We start from the raw sequence: 16,111 nt of genomic DNA, 5'->3' as shown, positions 1-16,111 counted from the left end.
CGTCATCGGTCCGGCAAGTCCGTCGGGCCATGAAGGAGTCTCCATCGTGACCGACCGCGCCGCCGTCCTCGCCGCACTCGACGCCGTGACCGATCCGAAATCGGGTCAGGGACTGGCGGCCGCCGGGCTGGTGCAGGGACTGGTCGTGGCTGAAGGCCGCGCGGGCTTCGTACTCGAGGTTCCGGCGAAGGAGACAGCGCTCTACGCCCCTGTCCGTGACGCGGCAGAGGCGGTGCTGAAGGCCCTGCCGGGCGTGGAGCGGGTGTCCGTCGTCCTGACCGCCGAGGCCGTGGCTGCGCCGCCCCGCCGCACGGCGGGTCTGTCGAAGGCCGCGACCGATCAGGGGCGGCCCAAGGCGCCGGTCCCGACCGATCGCCCCGCCCATGTGAAGCGCGTCCTGGCCGTGGCCAGCGGCAAGGGCGGCGTCGGCAAGTCGACGGTCTCCGTCAATCTGGCGGCGGCCCTGGCGGCTCGCGGTCTGTCGGTCGGCGTGCTGGATGCGGATGTCTATGGGCCGTCGCTGCCGACCATGCTGGGGATCTCGGGGCAGCCCGCCTATGAAGACGGCGCCATGGTTCCGCATGTGGCGCATGGATTGAAGGCCATGTCCGTCGGCCTGTTGACCAAGGCCGAGGACGCCATGATCTGGCGTGGGCCGATGGCGTCTCAGGCCATCAATCAGATGCTGACCCAGACGCGTTGGGGGACGGAAGAGCAGCCGCTGGACGTTCTGGTCGTCGACCTGCCGCCCGGCACCGGCGACGTGCAACTCACGTTGATCCAGAAGACGCCGCTTGATGGGGCTGTGATTGTTTCGACGCCGCAGGAAGTCGCTCTGGCGGACGCGCGCCGCGCGCACGCCTTGTTCGCCAAGGTCGACGTGCCGACCCTGGGCTTGATCGAGAACATGAGCGGCGAGGTGTTTGGAACCGGCGGCGTCCAGGCTGAGGCCGGGCGTCTTGGCGCGCCCTATCTGGGCGACCTCCCGCTAGACGGGGCGTTGCGTCGCGCGGGCGACGCGGGGCGGCCTTTGGTCGCTGTTGACCCGCAGCACCCGGCGTCCGAGCGTTTCCATCACATCGCCGCGCAGGTAGCCGCGGCGTTGGGCCTCTGAGGGAGGGCGTCATGGCTGAACAGGAAAAGTCCGTCATCGTCTGCGGCATCGACGGCAGCGCGCATGCTGAAACGGCGGTGCGCCAGGCGGCGCGACTGGCCAGGGCGAATGACGCCAAGCTGGCCCTGGTGGCGGTCAATCCGCTCAGTTCGGCCAGCGGCCATCCCGACATCCGGGCCTGGAAGGCCGAGGAACAGGACGCCATCCTTATGCGCGCGATGGCCGAGGCGCGGCGTCACTGCAAGGCGGTTGAAGCGGTGACCACGGAAGGACACGACGTCGCTGACGCCCTGATCGCGGCGGCGGGCGCCCTGGGCGCGGACCACATCGTCGTGGGTACGGGAGACCGCAAGGGTCTGGTCAACTGGCTGATGGGCTCGACGGCCAAGGCCGTAGCCGCCCGCGCGCCCGTCAGCGTGACCATCGCCCGCTAGGCGGGTTCGACCACCACGGCGGTGCCGTACGCCAGAACTTCGGTCACGCCGGGCATGATCTCGTTGGCGTCATAGCGCATGGCCAGGATGGCGTTGGCGCCCATCTCGCGCGCATGTGCGATCAGGTCGTCATAGGCTTCCTGACGGGCGGCCTCGGCCAGTTTGACATAGGCGCCGACCTTGCCGCCGATCATCGACTGCACCCCGCCGATGGCGTCGGAGATGACGTTGCGCGACCGCACGGTGATGCCGCGCACCACGCCCAGTTGGCGCACGATACGGTAACCGGCCAGGTCGTTGGTGGTCGCGACGATCATGGAAATCTCCTCGGCTCAGCGGCGGTCCAGAACGGTGAAGGCGAAGGCGTGGTCATCCTTCTCGCCCGCTTCGTGCGGTTCGAACGCCGTGCGGACGAAGGCGGTTTCGTCGAAGGTCGGGAAGACGGCGTCGCCTTCCGGTTCGGCTTCGACCTCCGTGATGTACAGGCGACGGGCGCGGGGCAGGGCGGCGGCGAAGATCGCCGTGCCGCCGATGACGCAAACCTCGTCGACGCTATCCTCTGCGGCCTGTTCGCGGGCGATGGAAAGCGCCTCGTCCAGGTTGGAACAGACCACCGCGCCCTTGGCCAGGCCTGACTCGGCGTAGGATTCATCCTTGGTCAGGATGATGTTCAAACGGCCAGGCAGGGGTTTCAGCGGCAGGCTTTCCCAGGTCTTGCGACCCATGATGCAGGGTTTGCCGATGGTGACGGCCTTGAAGCGTTGCAGGTCCGAGCGCAGCCGCCAGGGCAGGTCGCCGTCCCGACCGATGACGCCGTTCCTGGCGCGGGCGACGACGAGGGCGATGGTGGGAACAGCCAAGCTGATTGTCCGTTGTTGCGGGAACTTCACCTTCAAATGCCCTCGGAGCCCCGTGTGAACAAGTACGCCAAGCCCCTGATCGTCGGATTCATCGTCCTGCTGGTCGTTTCCTTTGTTGTCGGCTTCCTGGGCGGAGCGGTCGGGGCGGATCTGGGGGTGTTGCCGATGATGGCGGGCCTCTTCGCGGGCGCCTTCACGGCCTACATCATGGCCAACCTTGCGGGGAACCGGGCCGGCGTCGCCGCATCCGACGCCGAACGCGCTGACATCGCCAGCCTGACGCCGCCGTCGGGCAAGGCTCTGGTCATCGTCTATCGCGAAGGGTTTGTGGCTATGGCGGCGGGAATGAACCTGGCGCTTGACCGCCGGGAGTTCGCCCAGATCAAGGGCGGCAAGTTCACCGCTATTGCGGTGGATCCGGGCGAGCATGAACTGTCGGCCGGATTCGGCGGTCTGGCGGGGCCGCAGAACAATGCCGCGACCGTCAGCTTCGTGGCGCGTGAAGGCATGGTCTTCGCCTATCGGGCCACGGTGTCGATGGGCGCGGTCAAGAACAGCGTGGTGCTCGTGCCCGCGCCCGAAGACAAGGATGCGCTCAGCGCCCGGCTGGCGCGGATGCCGATGACAGCGCCGGACAGCGCCGTCTCGACCTGATCAGGCGTCCGGCTCGAGCAGTTTCAGGCGGAAGAACAAGCCGCCGATCACGGCGCCGATCGCGGGTGCGACGAAGAAGACCCAGACCTGGCTCAACGCCTGTCCGCCCGCCAACAGCGCCGGGCCGAAGCTGCGGGCCGGGTTGACCGACACGCCCGTCACCTGGATGCCGACGATGTGGATGACCGCCAGGGTGATGCCGATGGCCACGCCCGCGAAGGCGCCGTGACCCTTGGCTCCGGTCACGCCCAGGATGGCGATCAGGAAGATGGCGGTCGCCACGATCTCGAACGTCAGCGCCGCCTGCAGGCCGTATCCGCCCGGCGAGCCCGCATCGAAGCCGTTCTGGCCCAGATTGGCGAAACCCGTCTTGGCGATCGCGCCCAGAATGGCCGCGGCGATGATCGCGCCAATGAATTGGGCGATCCAATAGAGGATCATGTCTTTCGCGCTCATCCGTCCCGCGGCGAAGACGCCGAGGCTGACGGCCGGGTTAATGTGACACCCTGAGATGGGGCCTATGCCGTAGGCCATGGCGATGAGGGCGAAGCCGAAGGCCAGGGCGATGCCCAACTGCCCCACGTGATCGAATCCGCCCAGCACGGCTGCGCCGCACCCGAAAAGCACCAGAACCAGCGTGCCGACCAGTTCGGCGGCGAACTTCTTGACCATGGAACCCTCCCGTTTCCTGTCACCGCTTCGAAGCGGATCGACGGAGGGTGCGCTCGAATCGATAGGTTCGCCAGTCGCCGTTACTCGAGTTTACGTTTCGGCCTTCAGCCAGCGCAGCCACTTGCGCTCCATCGCAGCGTTCAGGTCCACGCCGGCCCGGTCGCAATAGATCAGCAGCATGCCCAGGACGTCCGCAGCCTCATCGGCCAGAGCCTGGGCGTTGGCGGCGCCGCGTGCGCGGGAGGTCAGGCGCAGGTGCTCGGCGGTCAGTTCGCCCAGTTCCTCCTGCAACTTCAGCAAGGCCCAGTCGCGGTCACGGTCGATGGCGTGCTCACGCGCATAGATGTCGGAGATGCGGAGGACATCCGCCTGAAGTTCGGAGAGTTTCATGAAGAGGCGCTGCGTCAGACCGCGACGGCGGCCTTGATGTGCGGCCAGGATTGATAGTCGTTCACCACGAAATCGGACAGTTCGAAGCCGAACAGATCGTCCTTGTCCGCCACCGTCAGGGTGGGCAGGGGCAGGGGGGCGCGGCTCAGTTGCAGCTCTGCCTGCTCCAGGTGGTTCAGATACAGGTGGGCGTCGCCGAAGGTGTGGACGAAGTCGCCCGGCTCCAGCCCCACGACCCTGGCCAGCATGTGCGTGAGCAGGGCGTAGGAGGCGATGTTGAAGGGCACGCCCAGGAAGATGTCCGCCGAGCGTTGATATAGCTGGCAGCTCAGCTTTCCGTCGGCGACGAAGAATTGGAACAGGCAGTGACAGGGCGGCAGGGCCATGTCGTCGACATCGGCCGGATTCCAGGCGCTGACGATGTGGCGACGGCTGTTGGGATTAGTTTTCAGGCCGTGGACCAACTTCTGGATCTGGTCGATGCTCGCGCCGTTCGGGGCGGCCCAGGAGCGCCACTGCTTGCCGTACACGGGGCCCAGGTCGCCGTTCGCATCGGCCCATTCATCCCAGATGCTGACGCCGTTGTCCTTCAGCCAGGCGATGTTGGTCTCGCCGCGCAGGAACCACAGCAGCTCGATGAAGATCGACCGCGTGTGTAGTTTCTTCGTCGTCAGCAGGGGGAAGCCCTTGGATAGGTCGAAGCGCATCTGACGGCCGAAGACGCCCAGCGTTCCCGTGCCGGTGCGGTCGTCGCGTCGCACGCCGTTGTCGAGGATGTCCCGCAACAGATTCAGATACTGCCATTCGGGATGATCGGCGGGAACGGCCGCCGTGCGGGCTTCAAGATCGGCGAGGGCGACGGCGGCGTTCATGAGAAGAGGATGCCGCTGATTCGCCTCTCTGGGCAGTCGCCCGATTCGCTTGCTCACAGAAAAGTCCAACCTCGCGCATCCTTGCCACGTCGGAGGCGATGGCCAAAAAAAGAAAAACGCCCGCCGAAAATCCCGGCGGGCGTCATTCCTAAGTAAGACTGTGAGGTTAGGTCAGCGGCCCGGAGCGAGCCGTTCGTTCTGGACCCAGCCGACGTTGTCGTTGTCGTCCATCACCTCCCACCAGGCGCCGTCCCGGTTGCCGGTCGGATAGAGGCGCAGGCCCTCTGGCAGGGCGCGCACGACCGAGCCGCCGTTGGGCGTCGAGCGCAGGGTCGCCGCCTGCTGGACGGTGTAGGTCTGGATCGGGGCCTCCTGGGCTGCCGAGCCGCCTTCCAGGCCGCCCATCTGGGTCACCATGTCGGTGTAGGCCTGGATGAACGACTGGGCCACGATGCGGCCGATCTCGGTGTTTTCATAGCTGCCGCCCCCCAGGGCGCCTGCGCCGAATCCGCCCGCGCCCAGGCCCCAGCTCATGTCGCGTTTGGAGGCGTAGCCTTCGGTGACCAACTGGGTTTCCGAAGTGCGGACATTGGTCAGCGACAGGACGGTGTTGGCTTCCATGTTGCGCGTGCGCAGGCCGCCGACGATCGCGCCGGCGCGGCCGCCGAGCGCGGCGCCGGCCAGCCCCGCCAGGGCGTTGCCGCCGGAGTTGGCGTTTTGGCTGGCGATCTCGCCGACGAGGACGTAATCCGCCGCACGGACCTGGCCGCCGCCGACATTGGAGCCGCGCTGAAGGTCGCCGCCCGAAGCCAATTCGCGTTCGCGTTGGGCCACGCTCATGCCCGTGCCGCGATCGACCAGGGTGAAGCAGCCCGAACGCTGGATCACGACGCGCAGCAGGCTTTGCGGCGGCGACAATTGGAGTTCACGCCAGTAGTCGGACTGCCCGTCCGCGATGGTGATCGAGCCCAGGCTGGCGCTGCAGCGCGGAATCTGGGCCATTTGCGCATCCTGGGTGCGCTGGGCTCCGCTGCGGCGGGCCTGGGCTTCGGCCGGCGCGGCGGCGGTGAGGGCGGTAGAGGCCGCCAGGGCGGCGGCGGTCAGTGCAGCGAGTTTCATATAATCCCCCGTTCTTCGAGAACGGGCGGATATAGCCCAGCTTTGTGATCCTCCCAAGACGCCGCGCTGATCGACCTCAGCCCTTGAAGCCGTCGGAGCGCAGGAACTCGGCCTCGTCCTCGCTCGTGGGCCGGGCCAGGCAGGCGTTTCGGTGAGGAAAGCGGCCGAAGCGAGCGATGATGTCGCGATGGATGATGGCGAATCGGTAGGTCTCAGCCTCCGTTTCCGGGTTCAGCAGCGTCAACAACTGCTCCTGATCATCCAGCGTTTCGGAGTGCATCAGCGGCATCAGCATGAAGGCGCGCAGCTCCGGATTGATCTTGCGGTCGTGACCTCGCTGGACCGCTTCTTTTGAAAACCCGAGCGCCAGGGGATCGGTCGCGAACATATGGGCCGTGTCGCGAAATGCGTTTCGCGGCAGCTGGTCCAACAGGATGATCAAGGCCAAGGCGGCCTCAGGAGTCTCGATCCAATGATCCAGTTCGCGTCGTGCCGCGGCGTAGTGGCTGTCGCAGCAGCGGTCGGTGAAGGCGCGGTCGAAGGCGGCGTCCTTGGCGAACCATTTTCCGGGACCGGCGTCGGTCCAGAATTCGATGACTTCGGCGGGGGTGAGCAGTTGGGTCATGACCCAAGCCTAGCAGCGACACGTCAAAAAGCACGGACCGTGCCGTGTCGCCTATCTTCACAATGTAAGGAAAGATGGTCGGAGTGGCAGGATTCGAACCTGCGACCCCCGCGTCCCGAACGCGGTGCTCTACCAGACTGAGCCACACTCCGACTTTCGCAAATCATGCGACCCGTGGGCCGCCGTCTGCGTCGAGGAGGGGGCTTATAGCCATGCCGACCGCCCCCCGCAAGCGGGTAAATGAGCCTCCCGAAAAAAGTCTCGGGTCGATGAAATTTCTTTCGTTTTCAGGTGTTGCATCCCCCGAAACCTTGGCGTAGATGACCGCTCCTCGCCGCGACGCACTGCGGCGGCGGGAACGCCGGACCGCTGGGGAATGGTGTAATGGTAACACTACGGTTTTTGGTACCGTCATTCTAGGTTCGAGTCCTAGTTCCCCAGCCACCGTCCTGTAAGGGTTTGAGCGCTCCGGGCGCTCCCTTCAAGGCTCGAGTTTTACGCCGCATTTTACAGCTGCCTGTCTGTGAAGCCTCTGGGCGCGTGACGCCAGGAGATCCGCCTCTCGATTGAGGTCCAGTCTATGACCAGTGCGCCAAGCGTGACGTATGGCCTATGCCTGGGTTGAAGCAATTGCAGGGGTCCAGCGCTTTGAAATGCGCTTTCTGGTGTGTTCCCGCCTCGTAGAGGTGGCCCACATTGTGCTCGGCGGGGTATTTAGCGCCGCGTTGAGCCTGGAAAGCCAGCATGCGCTGTTCCAGGGCGTGGGAGTCTTGGCCCTTGGCGACAATGTAGTCCTGATGGAAGACGTGGCAAAGAAAATGCCCATAGTACATCCGGTGCAGAATGGGCGCGGCCAGATCGTCGGGTAAGGTCTCCATCCAGTCGCGGTCATTGCGCCTCAAGGCGATGTCCAGGGCGACGATATCGGATACATGCTGATGGTGGATCGCTCGAAAACGGACGGCGGCGCCGGCTGCCGCAAAGCGGTGCAGAAAGGCCTTGGCGCTTTCATCATCTGAGCATTCAAATGCGGCGGCATCGTCGTCACCGAGGGCGTGGGCTAGGTATCGGCGTGCTTCTTCAACTCCCTCGCCGCAGACCTTGAGCATCAGATGATGTTCGTAGCGGGCGCGATAATCTTCCATTCGTTCAGGAAGGTGGTTGGGAAACCAACTGCCGATGACTTGGGCAAGGCGATCGCTCAAGAACGACGGAGCCCAGGGCAGGCGGCCGCAGAGAGCGTCGAGGCGCGCCTTGAACGCTGCGATGTGGCGGATGCTTCCGACGCCTAGAAGGCGGATCGCCAGGAAGGTGTCTTTTCCATAGGTTCGGGCGATGTCGTAGCAGTCGCGATGCATGTACTCCGCCGCGATAGGCAGGGTGCGAAAGCCGCTCAGAATGTCACGGCGAATTCGGGTCAGCGTGTCGGGACTGTTGGCGCCGATATAGAAGGTCCGGGTGCCAGATTGTTTGGGGAAGGTGTCCAGCCGAACGGCGAAGACCATGACCTTTCCAGCGCTTCCTGAAGCTTCGAAAAGACGATCAGGGTCTGCGTTATAGCGGGCGGGACTGTCCGCTTCGATGTCGCGCACCCGCTCTTCATAGCCTGAATCCGATGCGGCCGTGGCTGGATCGTGCCTGACGTCGCGGTCGGTGAAGTCGCCTGCGTCCAGGCGTTTCAGAATGGCCTCAGGCTCCGTGCCCAGGGCGATGCCCAGATGGTTGACCAGTTCAACCTGACCACGGGCGTCGATGCGCGCGAACAGCGCCAACTCCGTATACGCGGGGCCGCGCTGGACCAGGGAGCCGCCGGAATTATTGCATACGCCGCCCACGACCGAGGCGCCGATGCACGATGAGCCGATGACCGAATGCGGCTCTCGATCCAGCGGCTTGAGCAAGGCTTCCAGCCTATCCAGCGTCGCGCCGGGCAGGCAAATGGCCTGACGGCCGCTTTCGATCAGGTGAACGCCTTTCAATCGAAGCGTGCTGATGATGACGATGTCACGATCATAATCATCGCCGTGTGGCGTGGACCCGCCGGTCAGGCCCGTGTTGGCGGCCTGCATGAGGACGATCTTGTTGGCGGCGGCGCAGGCCAGCAGGACGCGCCATTGCTCGATCAGGGAGCCGGGGCGGACGACCGCAAGAACCTTGCCTTCGCCATAACGGTAGCCGCGGCGGTAACGCTCTGTCGCGGCGGGGCGAGTCAGTACGTGTCCAGCACCGACGCATTGCTTCAGGTCGGCGATGAAGGCGGCGTTCTCAGCAATTGCCGAGCGGGTCGGGGTCATGGATGTCATGCGAATTTTAACGACCACGGGCAGTCAGCGTCGACGGCGCGAACCGTTCGAGCGGGGAGTAGTCGGTGGCGTGTAGATAGATCGACTCGCGTCGCGCTACGAGCGGGCCGTCAGTTTCCGACGCTGCAGCCGCCGCCTGCCACTCAGGGTCGGCGCGAAATTGCGCCCAACTGCGCTCACGGCTGTCGAGATCCGGATAGGCCAGGATGTAGATCAGCCTCACGTCATCGGAACCATAGGTTTTCCAGTAGCCGACCGAAACTATTCCGTGGCGGGCGAAGAGCCGCATCGTGTGCTCGCGAAAGCGGCATTCCAGCGCCTCCATCCGTCCGGCAGCCGGATGATAGGTCCGCATTTCAAATAGGCGCTGTGGGCTCATCCAACGAGTCTCCCCTCGATATTTCAATGCGCTGGCGCCGTCTTTTTCGGCAGGAATTTTCGCACGCGCCGTGCCGGTGAAACGGTCCGTTGACACGGCGAAATATGCATTTAGTATACAGTTAGAGGGATGGGAAGCTAGGCTTTCCCAATCGGGAAAGGTCTGCGCCGGGGAAGTCGAGCGAGATGTGAGGATTCGCTTCTTCATGATTTCGCGCAACAAGTTCCGATAAAAATCGGAAATTCCATAAATTATCAGCGAAATATCAGCGATTCTTAGAAGAAAATCGTGAGCGCTGTTGATGAAAAGGGGAGGGAAGAATTGAGGACGGAAAAGTTTATTGCATCACTGCTAGGCGGCGTGAGCGTGCTGGCTGTGTCGTCAGCGGCCAATGCTCAGGAGGGGATTGAGCAGCAGGACTCGTCAGTTGAAACGACCGCGTCCCAAGTGGGGGATATTGTGGTCACCGGCTCGCGGATCGTTAGGAACGGCTACACGGCGCCTACCCCCGTTACGGTGGTGGCTGTCGAACAATTGCAAGCCACAGCGCCCGGCAGCATTCCAGACGGCCTGAATCAATTGCCGCAGTTCACGATGAGCAGCGGGACGCAGAATACAGGCAATCAGGCGACGAGCCCCAATGCCGGCAACTACCTGAATTTGCGCGGCCTGGGATCGATCCGCAACCTCGTCCTGCTGGACGGCCAACGCATTCCGCCGACCAGTTTCCAGGGTACGGTGGACACCAATGTTATCCCGTCAGCTCTGGTTTCGCGCGTCGATGTCGTCACGGGCGGCGCGTCGGCCGCCTATGGATCGGACGCAGTCAGCGGCGTGATCAACTTCATCCTGGACACGGGCTATACGGGGGTGAAGGGCAGTGCGAAGGTCGGCATCTCAGACTATGGCGACGACCTGTCCTCTGGCTTTGACATCGCGGGCGGCTTCGATGTGCTGGACGGTCGCGGCCATGTGTTGCTGAGCTACGATCACTATCAACGCGACGGCATTCCGCGAAACGAAGATCGCCCGCGCGGCGGCGACTGGATCACCCAGGTCGGCAACGGCACAGCGGCGGCGCCCTATCGCAATGCAGGCCCGGTCTTCTACCAGACCGGCACTTTCGGCACCTTGTTCCCCCATGCCGCCAACTTCTCCGAAAATACCGGCAACCCGTTGGCGGGGATGCATTTCCTGCCGGATGGCAGTCTGGTCCCCTTCGATCCGGGCGTCACGCCGGCCGGCAGCAGCAATGTCGGCATCGGCGGAGACGGTTCGCCAAGCATCGGCAAGACGCTGACAGGCGGTCAGGTGACGGACCAGCTGTTCGGGCGCTTCGACTACAATCTGACCGACGACCTGAAGGCCTTCGCGCAACTGAGCTTTGCCCAGACCGAAAACTCATTCGTCACGATCGGCTCGGGTACGCAGACCAACGCCTTCTACATTTTTGCCGACAATCCTTATCTTCCGGCGGGCGCAGCGGCGCTTCTCGACGCCTATGCTGGGCGGGACGGCGTCTGGGGCACGGCGGATGACCGACGTGTAGGCGGCGGACGGATCCATGCCGATCAGCCGTTCAAGGAGGTCGTCGCGCAGAACGTCGCCTATACCTTCCTGACGGGACTTTCTGGCAGCCTGGGGAATTACAGCTGGAAGGCGACCTATGCGCATGGGGATTCCCTGCTGCGCTCATCCCACTCGGGCAACTTCTATCAGGATCGATATTTCGCCTCCCTGGACGCGGTATGGGATGGCAGCGGCAACATCGTCTGCAACATCACTCTCACCCATCCTGGGCTGATGGACGACTGCCGTCCGATCAACTGGTTCGGCGCCAACAGTCCGACGGAGGAAGATTTCGACTGGGTGAGCGGCGTCTCGAAATATCGCGTGTCGCAGAAGATGGACATCTTCGCGGCTGAACTGGCCGGCGAGCTGTTCAATCTTCCGGCTGGTCCTCTGTCGTTCGCTGTGGGCGCAGAGTACCGCAAGCAGAAGCTGGACCAGGTCAGCAACTCCGACCCCTCCATTCCGACGTCGACAGTCGGGTTGAGAACCAACGTTGCGCAGACGATCAACAAGTACAACTCGACCAACGTCGGCTGGGCGCAAGGGCAGTACGACGTCAAGGAGGTCTTCCTGGAACTGGCGGTTCCTGTCCTGGCGGATCAGCCGTGGGCGCGTGCGCTCGATCTGAACGGAGCCGTGCGTTACACGGAATACTCCACCAGCGGCGGCGTCACCACATGGAAGGCGGGCCTCAGCTATACGCCGATCGACGATGTGCGACTGCGCTACACCATCTCTCGCGATATTCGGGCGCCGACGCTGTATGAGTTGTTCGCTGGCGATCAGGCGGCGCGCGGCGGGTTCTTTGACGCGCACAGCGGCCGCAATGACAATGTGATCACCCTGTCGAGCGGAAACCCGGATCTGAAGCCGGAGATCGGCGATACCTATACGGCGGGCGTGATCTGGCAGCCGTCCTTCGTTCCCGGTTTTTCTGTATCGGTTGATTATTTCAGCATCGAGATCACCGACGCTATCGCCAACCTGAACCGCGACAACGCCAATGAGGAGTGCATCGCCAGCAACGGCACGTCGTCACTGTGCCAATACATCATCCGGCCATTCCCGTTCTCGCACGTGCCGGCGAGCGACAACTTCCCGCTTGCGACGCGTGTGTTGCCCTACAATCAGGCGCTCTCCTCGATGCACGGCATCGACTATGAGTTCGCCTATCGAATGCCGGTGACGGTTGGGGCGCTGGATGGTGATCTGAGGCTGCGGCTGATCGGCAGCTATGTGCCAGGACGGAAGACGCGCACCGACATCAATGCGGCGCCGGTTCAGAACGCCAATGTCGGCGTCAACGCCAAGCATCGTTTCAACGTCCAGGCCAACTACATTCAGGGACCCTGGAAGCTGACGACCCAGGCCCGTTATATCGGCGAGACGGAGCGTACGCGCGACCGGACAGTCTTCTATGAAGAGCCGACGGTGCCCTCGGTGGTCTATGTGGATGTCACTGTCGAGCGTGATTTTTCGGTGCGTGGTCACGACCTGACCGCCTTCCTGACGGTGAACAACGCCTTCGACCAGAAGCCGCCTTTGATCGGCAACGGTCAGCCAGGCCAGATGTATCCGACCAATCAGGCCGTCTACGATGTCGTGGGGCCTTACTATACGACCGGTATTCGATTCGCCTTCTGACGGCCTGCTGGACGTCTTCAGGTCCGACGAACTTCAGGTTCGTCGGACCTCCTTTTTGTGAGTAGGGAGGGAGTAGACCATGAAAATGCCGAGCCTTTTGCAGACGGGCGTCCTTATCGCGACCGCTGGTCTGATCGTGTCGAGTTGCGCTGCGTCGCAAGCCAGCGAGCGGGCGGATATGGGGCCGCCGCTTCATCCGTTCGAGAGTGAGCAGACACAGCCGCCGGAGGCGACGGCCAGCCTGTTGCCTGAGGGCGTGGGACGAGACACCACGATCCGCGTGTGTTCGGGCTGTCATGCGGTTGAACTGGTCGCCGAGAAGCATCTGACGCGACAGGAGTGGTTTGACCTGGTTCAGTTCATGGGAGATCGCGGAGCGACGGGAACGGCTGCCGAAATGGCCGAGATCACGGACTATCTGGCTCGATCATTTCCCAAGAAATAGCGCGTCCATCGATGTTCTTGGATTAGGCCGTTCCTTCGAGGGGCGGCCTATTCTTTTGATCGTTGATCGAGCATGTGTCGCGGTCGCGTCATGGTGCGAAAAAGCCGGCGTCGTTGGTACGACGCCGGCTTGTCGCAAGAGCGGAGGCGCGTCTACGGGAGGGAATAGACGACCAGGGAATCGCTCTCGACGGGTGCGCGAAGCAGACCGCCGCCAGTGGCGACGATAGCGACGAACTGTTTGCCCGAGGCGTCCGAATAGGTGATCGGGGTGCTGTGGGCGGTGGCGGGCAGGCGGGTGGTCCAGAGCTCCTTGCCTGTCCGGGTTTCGAAGGCGCGGAAGCGACTGTCGTCGGTGCCGGCCATGAAGGTCAGGCCGCCGGCGGTCATCGTCGGTCCGCCCAGAGAGGGGCGCCCTGTATTCTGCTTACCTTCCGGAAGCGTGTCCGTGACGCCCAGGGTGGAGCGCCAGGCGACACGACCCGAGTGGACATCGACCGCTACCAGCTGACCCCAAGGAGGGGCGGCGCAGTGCAGGCGCGTTTCGGCGTTCCAGAACCGGTTCAACCCGGCGAATTCGCCGGAGTTGATGTAGGATTTGCCGTCCGGCGTGGGCACCAGTCGCATGGGCTGGCCCATGTTGTTGATGTTGACCACGAACAGGCCGGTGGACGGGTCGTAGGCCCCGCCGCCCCAGTTCACGCCGCCTTGGGTGCCGGGATAGGTCACCGTATACTGGTTGAGCTTGATCGGCGTGTAGGGATCTGCCGACAGATACATGTCGTTATCGTCGACGAGGGCCTCGCAGAATGCCTGGTGTTCAGGCGTTTCCTTGTAGAGGTCCGCACGCGTGATCGAATTGCGCGACAGAGGCTCGGTGATAACCGGGAACGGCTGGGTCGGCGCGGCCTGTTCGCCGGGCACCTCGCTGGGTGGAACGGCCCGATACTCGATCGGGTGGATCGGTTCTCCGGTCACCCTGTTGAGGAAGAACATCAGCCCAGTCTTGTTGACGATGCCCACGGCGGGGATGGTCTGACCGTCCTTGACTACGTCGAACAGGGTGGGCGGAGCCTGGGTGTCGTAATCCCAGATGTCATGTCGAACCACCTGGAAGTGCCAGATATACTCGCCCGTGCGAGCATTGGCTGCGACGATCGAACTGCCGAACAGATTGTCGCCAGGACGGTCGCCGCCATAGCGATCGTTGTTCGCCGTGCCGAAGGGCATGTAGACGATGCCGCGTTCGGTATCGACCGTCATCTGACCCCAGACGTTGACGCCTGAACGATGACGCCAACTGTCGCCCTCCCAGGTGTCGTGACCGAATTCTCCGGGGCGAGGGACAGAGTGGAAGGTCCAGACCAGCGCGCCTGTGCGTGCGTCCCAGGCGCGAGTGTCGCCCGCCGGACCCACGTCGCCGTTGGTTCCGCCCGGGCCTTCGCCCGGGCCGGCGCCCGTAATGATCAGGTTCTCGAATACGATGGGCGGGGAGGGCAGGATGTATGACTTGTCGACGCCGGTATGCATGACTTCGGGCGTTTTCAGGTCGACGACGCCATTGACGCCGAATCCCGCCGTCGGTCGGCCGGTTGCGGCGTCGATCGAGTAAAGACGACCCATGCGACTGCCGAAGACGATGGTCGGGCCATGCGTGGCGTCGCCAGGCCAGTATTCGACCCCGCGCAGCGACGGGCGGTCATCATCCGGTATCTGGAAGACCCATTTCTCTGCGCCTGTGGAGGAGTCGAGCGCTACGATACGACTGTAGGGCGACGCTACGAACATGGTGTCGCCGATGACCAGCGGGATGGTTTGCGACGGCAGGAGGCCGCCGCCGGCGTCGTTCGCCGGTCGCAGATGATAGGTCCAGGCGACCCTCAGTTGATCGACATTGGACGGGGTGATCTGTGCCAGTGGAGAGAAGCGTTGTCCTCCAGCATCTCGACCGATCGTCGGCCACCCTTCCTGCGCGGCGGCCGGCGCCGACAGGCCAAGCGCAAGCGATAGGGTCAGCATCGAGCACCCGATAGTCGCGCGTCGGCGAATTCTTGTTGCCTCTGTTTGTCTCATTCCCTCTCCCCTCGATCGACGCGCGATCCAATTCGTACGGCCGCGCTTGCAATCTCAATGTGTATACTATGTTCAGAAAAACCTGATGCAGGTCAAGGCCGCCAGGCGATTACCGACTGTTGCTGCTCACCCAGCTTCTCGATGCCGAGACGCATGGTGTCGCCCGGCTTGAGGTAGACAGGCGTGGGTTTCATGCCGAGACCGACGCCCGGCGGGGTGCCGGTGGTGATGATATCGCCGGGTTCGAGGGTCATGAAACGGCTGACGTAGGCGACTAGGGCGGCTACGCCGAACACCATGGTGGCGGTGTTTCCGGTCTGCATTCGCTGGCCGTTCACATCCAACCACATGCCCAGGGACTGGACGTCGCCAACTTCGTCGGCGGTGACGAGCCAAGGGCCGATGGGGCCGAAGGTGTCGCAACCCTTGCCCTTGTCCCAACTACCGCCGCGCTCGAGTTGATATTCGCGCTCAGACAGGTCGTTGATCAGGACATAGCCGGCCACATGATCCAGGGCCTTGGCTTCTTCGACGTAGCGGGCGGTCGTGCCGATGACGACGCCCAGTTCGACTTCCCAGTCCGATTTGACCGAGCCCTGGGGCAGCATGACGATGTCGTTCGGCCCCTGGATACAACTCGTGGCCTTGGTGAAGACGATCGGTTCTTCGGGCACGGGCGCGCCGGATTCCGCAGCGTGGTCGGCGAAGTTCAGACCGATGGCGATAAATTTCCGCGTACCAGTCACAGGCGGGCCGTACCGAGGCGCGCCATCGACGATGGGCAGGGCGGCGGTATCAAGGCCGGCCAGGGCGGCCAAGGCTGTAGGCGACAACTGGTCAGGACCGATGTCTGGAATGTGGGCGGACAGATCACGAATGACGCCGTCTTCATCAAGCAGGCCAGGTCGTTCCTGGCCCATGGGCCCGTAACGCAACAGTTTCATGGACGCTTACCC

Annotated in this window: 16 protein-coding genes and 2 tRNA genes; 6 read left to right on the top strand and 12 right to left on the bottom strand. The window is 63.6% G+C overall.

Annotated elements, in window-relative coordinates; all coding sequences use genetic code 11:
- Nucleotides 1-46 precede the first annotated feature (46 nt).
- Together V8J38_RS09385 and V8J38_RS09380 are read left to right on the top strand one after the other, a co-directional pair.
- Complete coding sequence (locus tag V8J38_RS09385) at nucleotides 47-1,114, top strand: Mrp/NBP35 family ATP-binding protein (RefSeq protein WP_291775858.1); 1,068 nt, start codon at nucleotides 47-49, stop codon at nucleotides 1,112-1,114.
- Nucleotides 1,115-1,125: 11 nt separating this feature from the next.
- Nucleotides 1,126-1,548 carry a universal stress protein gene (locus V8J38_RS09380; protein ID WP_291775860.1) on the top strand — a complete coding sequence of 141 codons (423 nt, stop codon included), beginning with the start codon at nucleotides 1,126-1,128 and terminating at the stop codon, nucleotides 1,546-1,548.
- Here V8J38_RS09380 and V8J38_RS09375 read toward each other — a convergent pair.
- Both V8J38_RS09375 and V8J38_RS09370 read right to left on the bottom strand, forming a co-directional pair.
- Nucleotides 1,545-1,865, bottom strand: a complete 321-nt coding sequence (locus V8J38_RS09375) for a YbjQ family protein (RefSeq protein ID WP_338575239.1) — start codon at nucleotides 1,863-1,865, stop codon at nucleotides 1,545-1,547. The two genes, V8J38_RS09380 and V8J38_RS09375, sit on opposite strands and share 4 nt — an antisense overlap.
- 15 nt (nucleotides 1,866-1,880) lie before the next feature.
- On the bottom strand, nucleotides 1,881-2,408 hold the full coding sequence (locus tag V8J38_RS09370) for a dihydrofolate reductase (protein ID WP_338575237.1): 528 nt from the start codon (nucleotides 2,406-2,408) through the stop codon (nucleotides 1,881-1,883).
- Nucleotides 2,409-2,462: 54 nt separating this feature from the next.
- Between V8J38_RS09370 and V8J38_RS09365 the strand changes: the two genes are divergently transcribed.
- Nucleotides 2,463-3,062 (top strand): hypothetical protein, encoded by a 600-nt coding sequence (locus V8J38_RS09365; protein ID WP_338575234.1) that lies wholly within the window; start codon nucleotides 2,463-2,465, stop codon nucleotides 3,060-3,062.
- Here the strand turns inward: V8J38_RS09365 and V8J38_RS09360 are convergent, their stop codons facing one another.
- The 6 genes from V8J38_RS09360 to V8J38_RS09335 all read right to left on the bottom strand — a co-directional run bounded on the left by V8J38_RS09360 (nucleotide 3,063) and on the right by V8J38_RS09335 (nucleotide 6,892).
- Nucleotides 3,063-3,734 carry an aquaporin gene (locus V8J38_RS09360; RefSeq protein ID WP_291775867.1) on the bottom strand — a complete coding sequence of 224 codons (672 nt, stop codon included), beginning with the start codon at nucleotides 3,732-3,734 and terminating at the stop codon, nucleotides 3,063-3,065. It abuts the gene before it with no gap.
- 90 nt (nucleotides 3,735-3,824) lie between these two features.
- Nucleotides 3,825-4,124, bottom strand: a complete 300-nt coding sequence (locus V8J38_RS09355; protein ID WP_291775869.1) for a phosphoribosyl-ATP pyrophosphohydrolase — start codon at nucleotides 4,122-4,124, stop codon at nucleotides 3,825-3,827.
- A gap of 14 nt (nucleotides 4,125-4,138) precedes the next feature.
- Nucleotides 4,139-4,996, bottom strand: a complete 858-nt coding sequence (locus V8J38_RS09350; protein WP_291775871.1) for a thymidylate synthase — start codon at nucleotides 4,994-4,996, stop codon at nucleotides 4,139-4,141.
- A gap of 171 nt (nucleotides 4,997-5,167) precedes the next feature.
- Entirely contained in the window at nucleotides 5,168-6,115 is a 948-nt protein-coding gene (locus V8J38_RS09345) for a CsgG/HfaB family protein (protein WP_338575226.1), read from the bottom strand.
- Nucleotides 6,116-6,191: 76 nt separating this feature from the next.
- On the bottom strand, nucleotides 6,192-6,740 hold the full coding sequence (locus V8J38_RS09340) for a DUF924 family protein (RefSeq protein WP_338575223.1): 549 nt from the start codon (nucleotides 6,738-6,740) through the stop codon (nucleotides 6,192-6,194).
- Between the two features lie 75 nt (nucleotides 6,741-6,815).
- A tRNA-Pro gene (locus V8J38_RS09335) sits at nucleotides 6,816-6,892 on the bottom strand.
- Between the two features lie 218 nt (nucleotides 6,893-7,110).
- On the opposite strand from V8J38_RS09335, the gene V8J38_RS09330 reads away from it, so the two are divergent.
- Nucleotides 7,111-7,184 (top strand) — tRNA-Gln (locus tag V8J38_RS09330).
- 134 nt (nucleotides 7,185-7,318) lie between these two features.
- Here V8J38_RS09330 and dld read toward each other — a convergent pair.
- Both dld and V8J38_RS09320 read right to left on the bottom strand, forming a co-directional pair.
- Nucleotides 7,319-9,034, bottom strand: coding sequence for a D-lactate dehydrogenase (gene dld / locus V8J38_RS09325; protein WP_338575220.1), 1,716 nt, complete (start codon nucleotides 9,032-9,034; stop codon nucleotides 7,319-7,321).
- 16 nt (nucleotides 9,035-9,050) lie between these two features.
- Entirely contained in the window at nucleotides 9,051-9,629 is a 579-nt protein-coding gene (locus V8J38_RS09320; protein ID WP_338575217.1) for an NIPSNAP family protein, read from the bottom strand.
- Nucleotides 9,630-9,710: 81 nt separating this feature from the next.
- Between V8J38_RS09320 and V8J38_RS09315 the strand changes: the two genes are divergently transcribed.
- Both V8J38_RS09315 and V8J38_RS09310 read left to right on the top strand, forming a co-directional pair.
- Nucleotides 9,711-12,638, top strand: coding sequence for a TonB-dependent receptor domain-containing protein (locus V8J38_RS09315; protein WP_338575215.1), 2,928 nt, complete (start codon nucleotides 9,711-9,713; stop codon nucleotides 12,636-12,638).
- 79 nt (nucleotides 12,639-12,717) lie between these two features.
- On the top strand, nucleotides 12,718-13,083 hold the full coding sequence (locus V8J38_RS09310) for a hypothetical protein (RefSeq protein ID WP_338575214.1): 366 nt from the start codon (nucleotides 12,718-12,720) through the stop codon (nucleotides 13,081-13,083).
- Between the two features lie 152 nt (nucleotides 13,084-13,235).
- Here the strand turns inward: V8J38_RS09310 and V8J38_RS09305 are convergent, their stop codons facing one another.
- Complete coding sequence (locus tag V8J38_RS09305) at nucleotides 13,236-15,101, bottom strand: pyrroloquinoline quinone-dependent dehydrogenase (RefSeq protein WP_338575212.1); 1,866 nt, start codon at nucleotides 15,099-15,101, stop codon at nucleotides 13,236-13,238.
- A gap of 146 nt (nucleotides 15,102-15,247) precedes the next feature.
- Nucleotides 15,248-16,099, bottom strand: a complete 852-nt coding sequence (locus V8J38_RS09300) for a fumarylacetoacetate hydrolase family protein (protein ID WP_338575210.1) — start codon at nucleotides 16,097-16,099, stop codon at nucleotides 15,248-15,250.
- Nucleotides 16,100-16,111: the final 12 nt, after the last annotated feature.

The sequence above is a fragment of the Brevundimonas olei genome (assembly GCF_037055245.1).
GTDB classification, from domain to species: domain Bacteria; phylum Pseudomonadota; class Alphaproteobacteria; order Caulobacterales; family Caulobacteraceae; genus Brevundimonas; species Brevundimonas olei.
The sequence above is the reverse complement of the archived record's forward strand: the minus strand, read 5'-3'. Positions and strand labels throughout refer to the sequence as shown.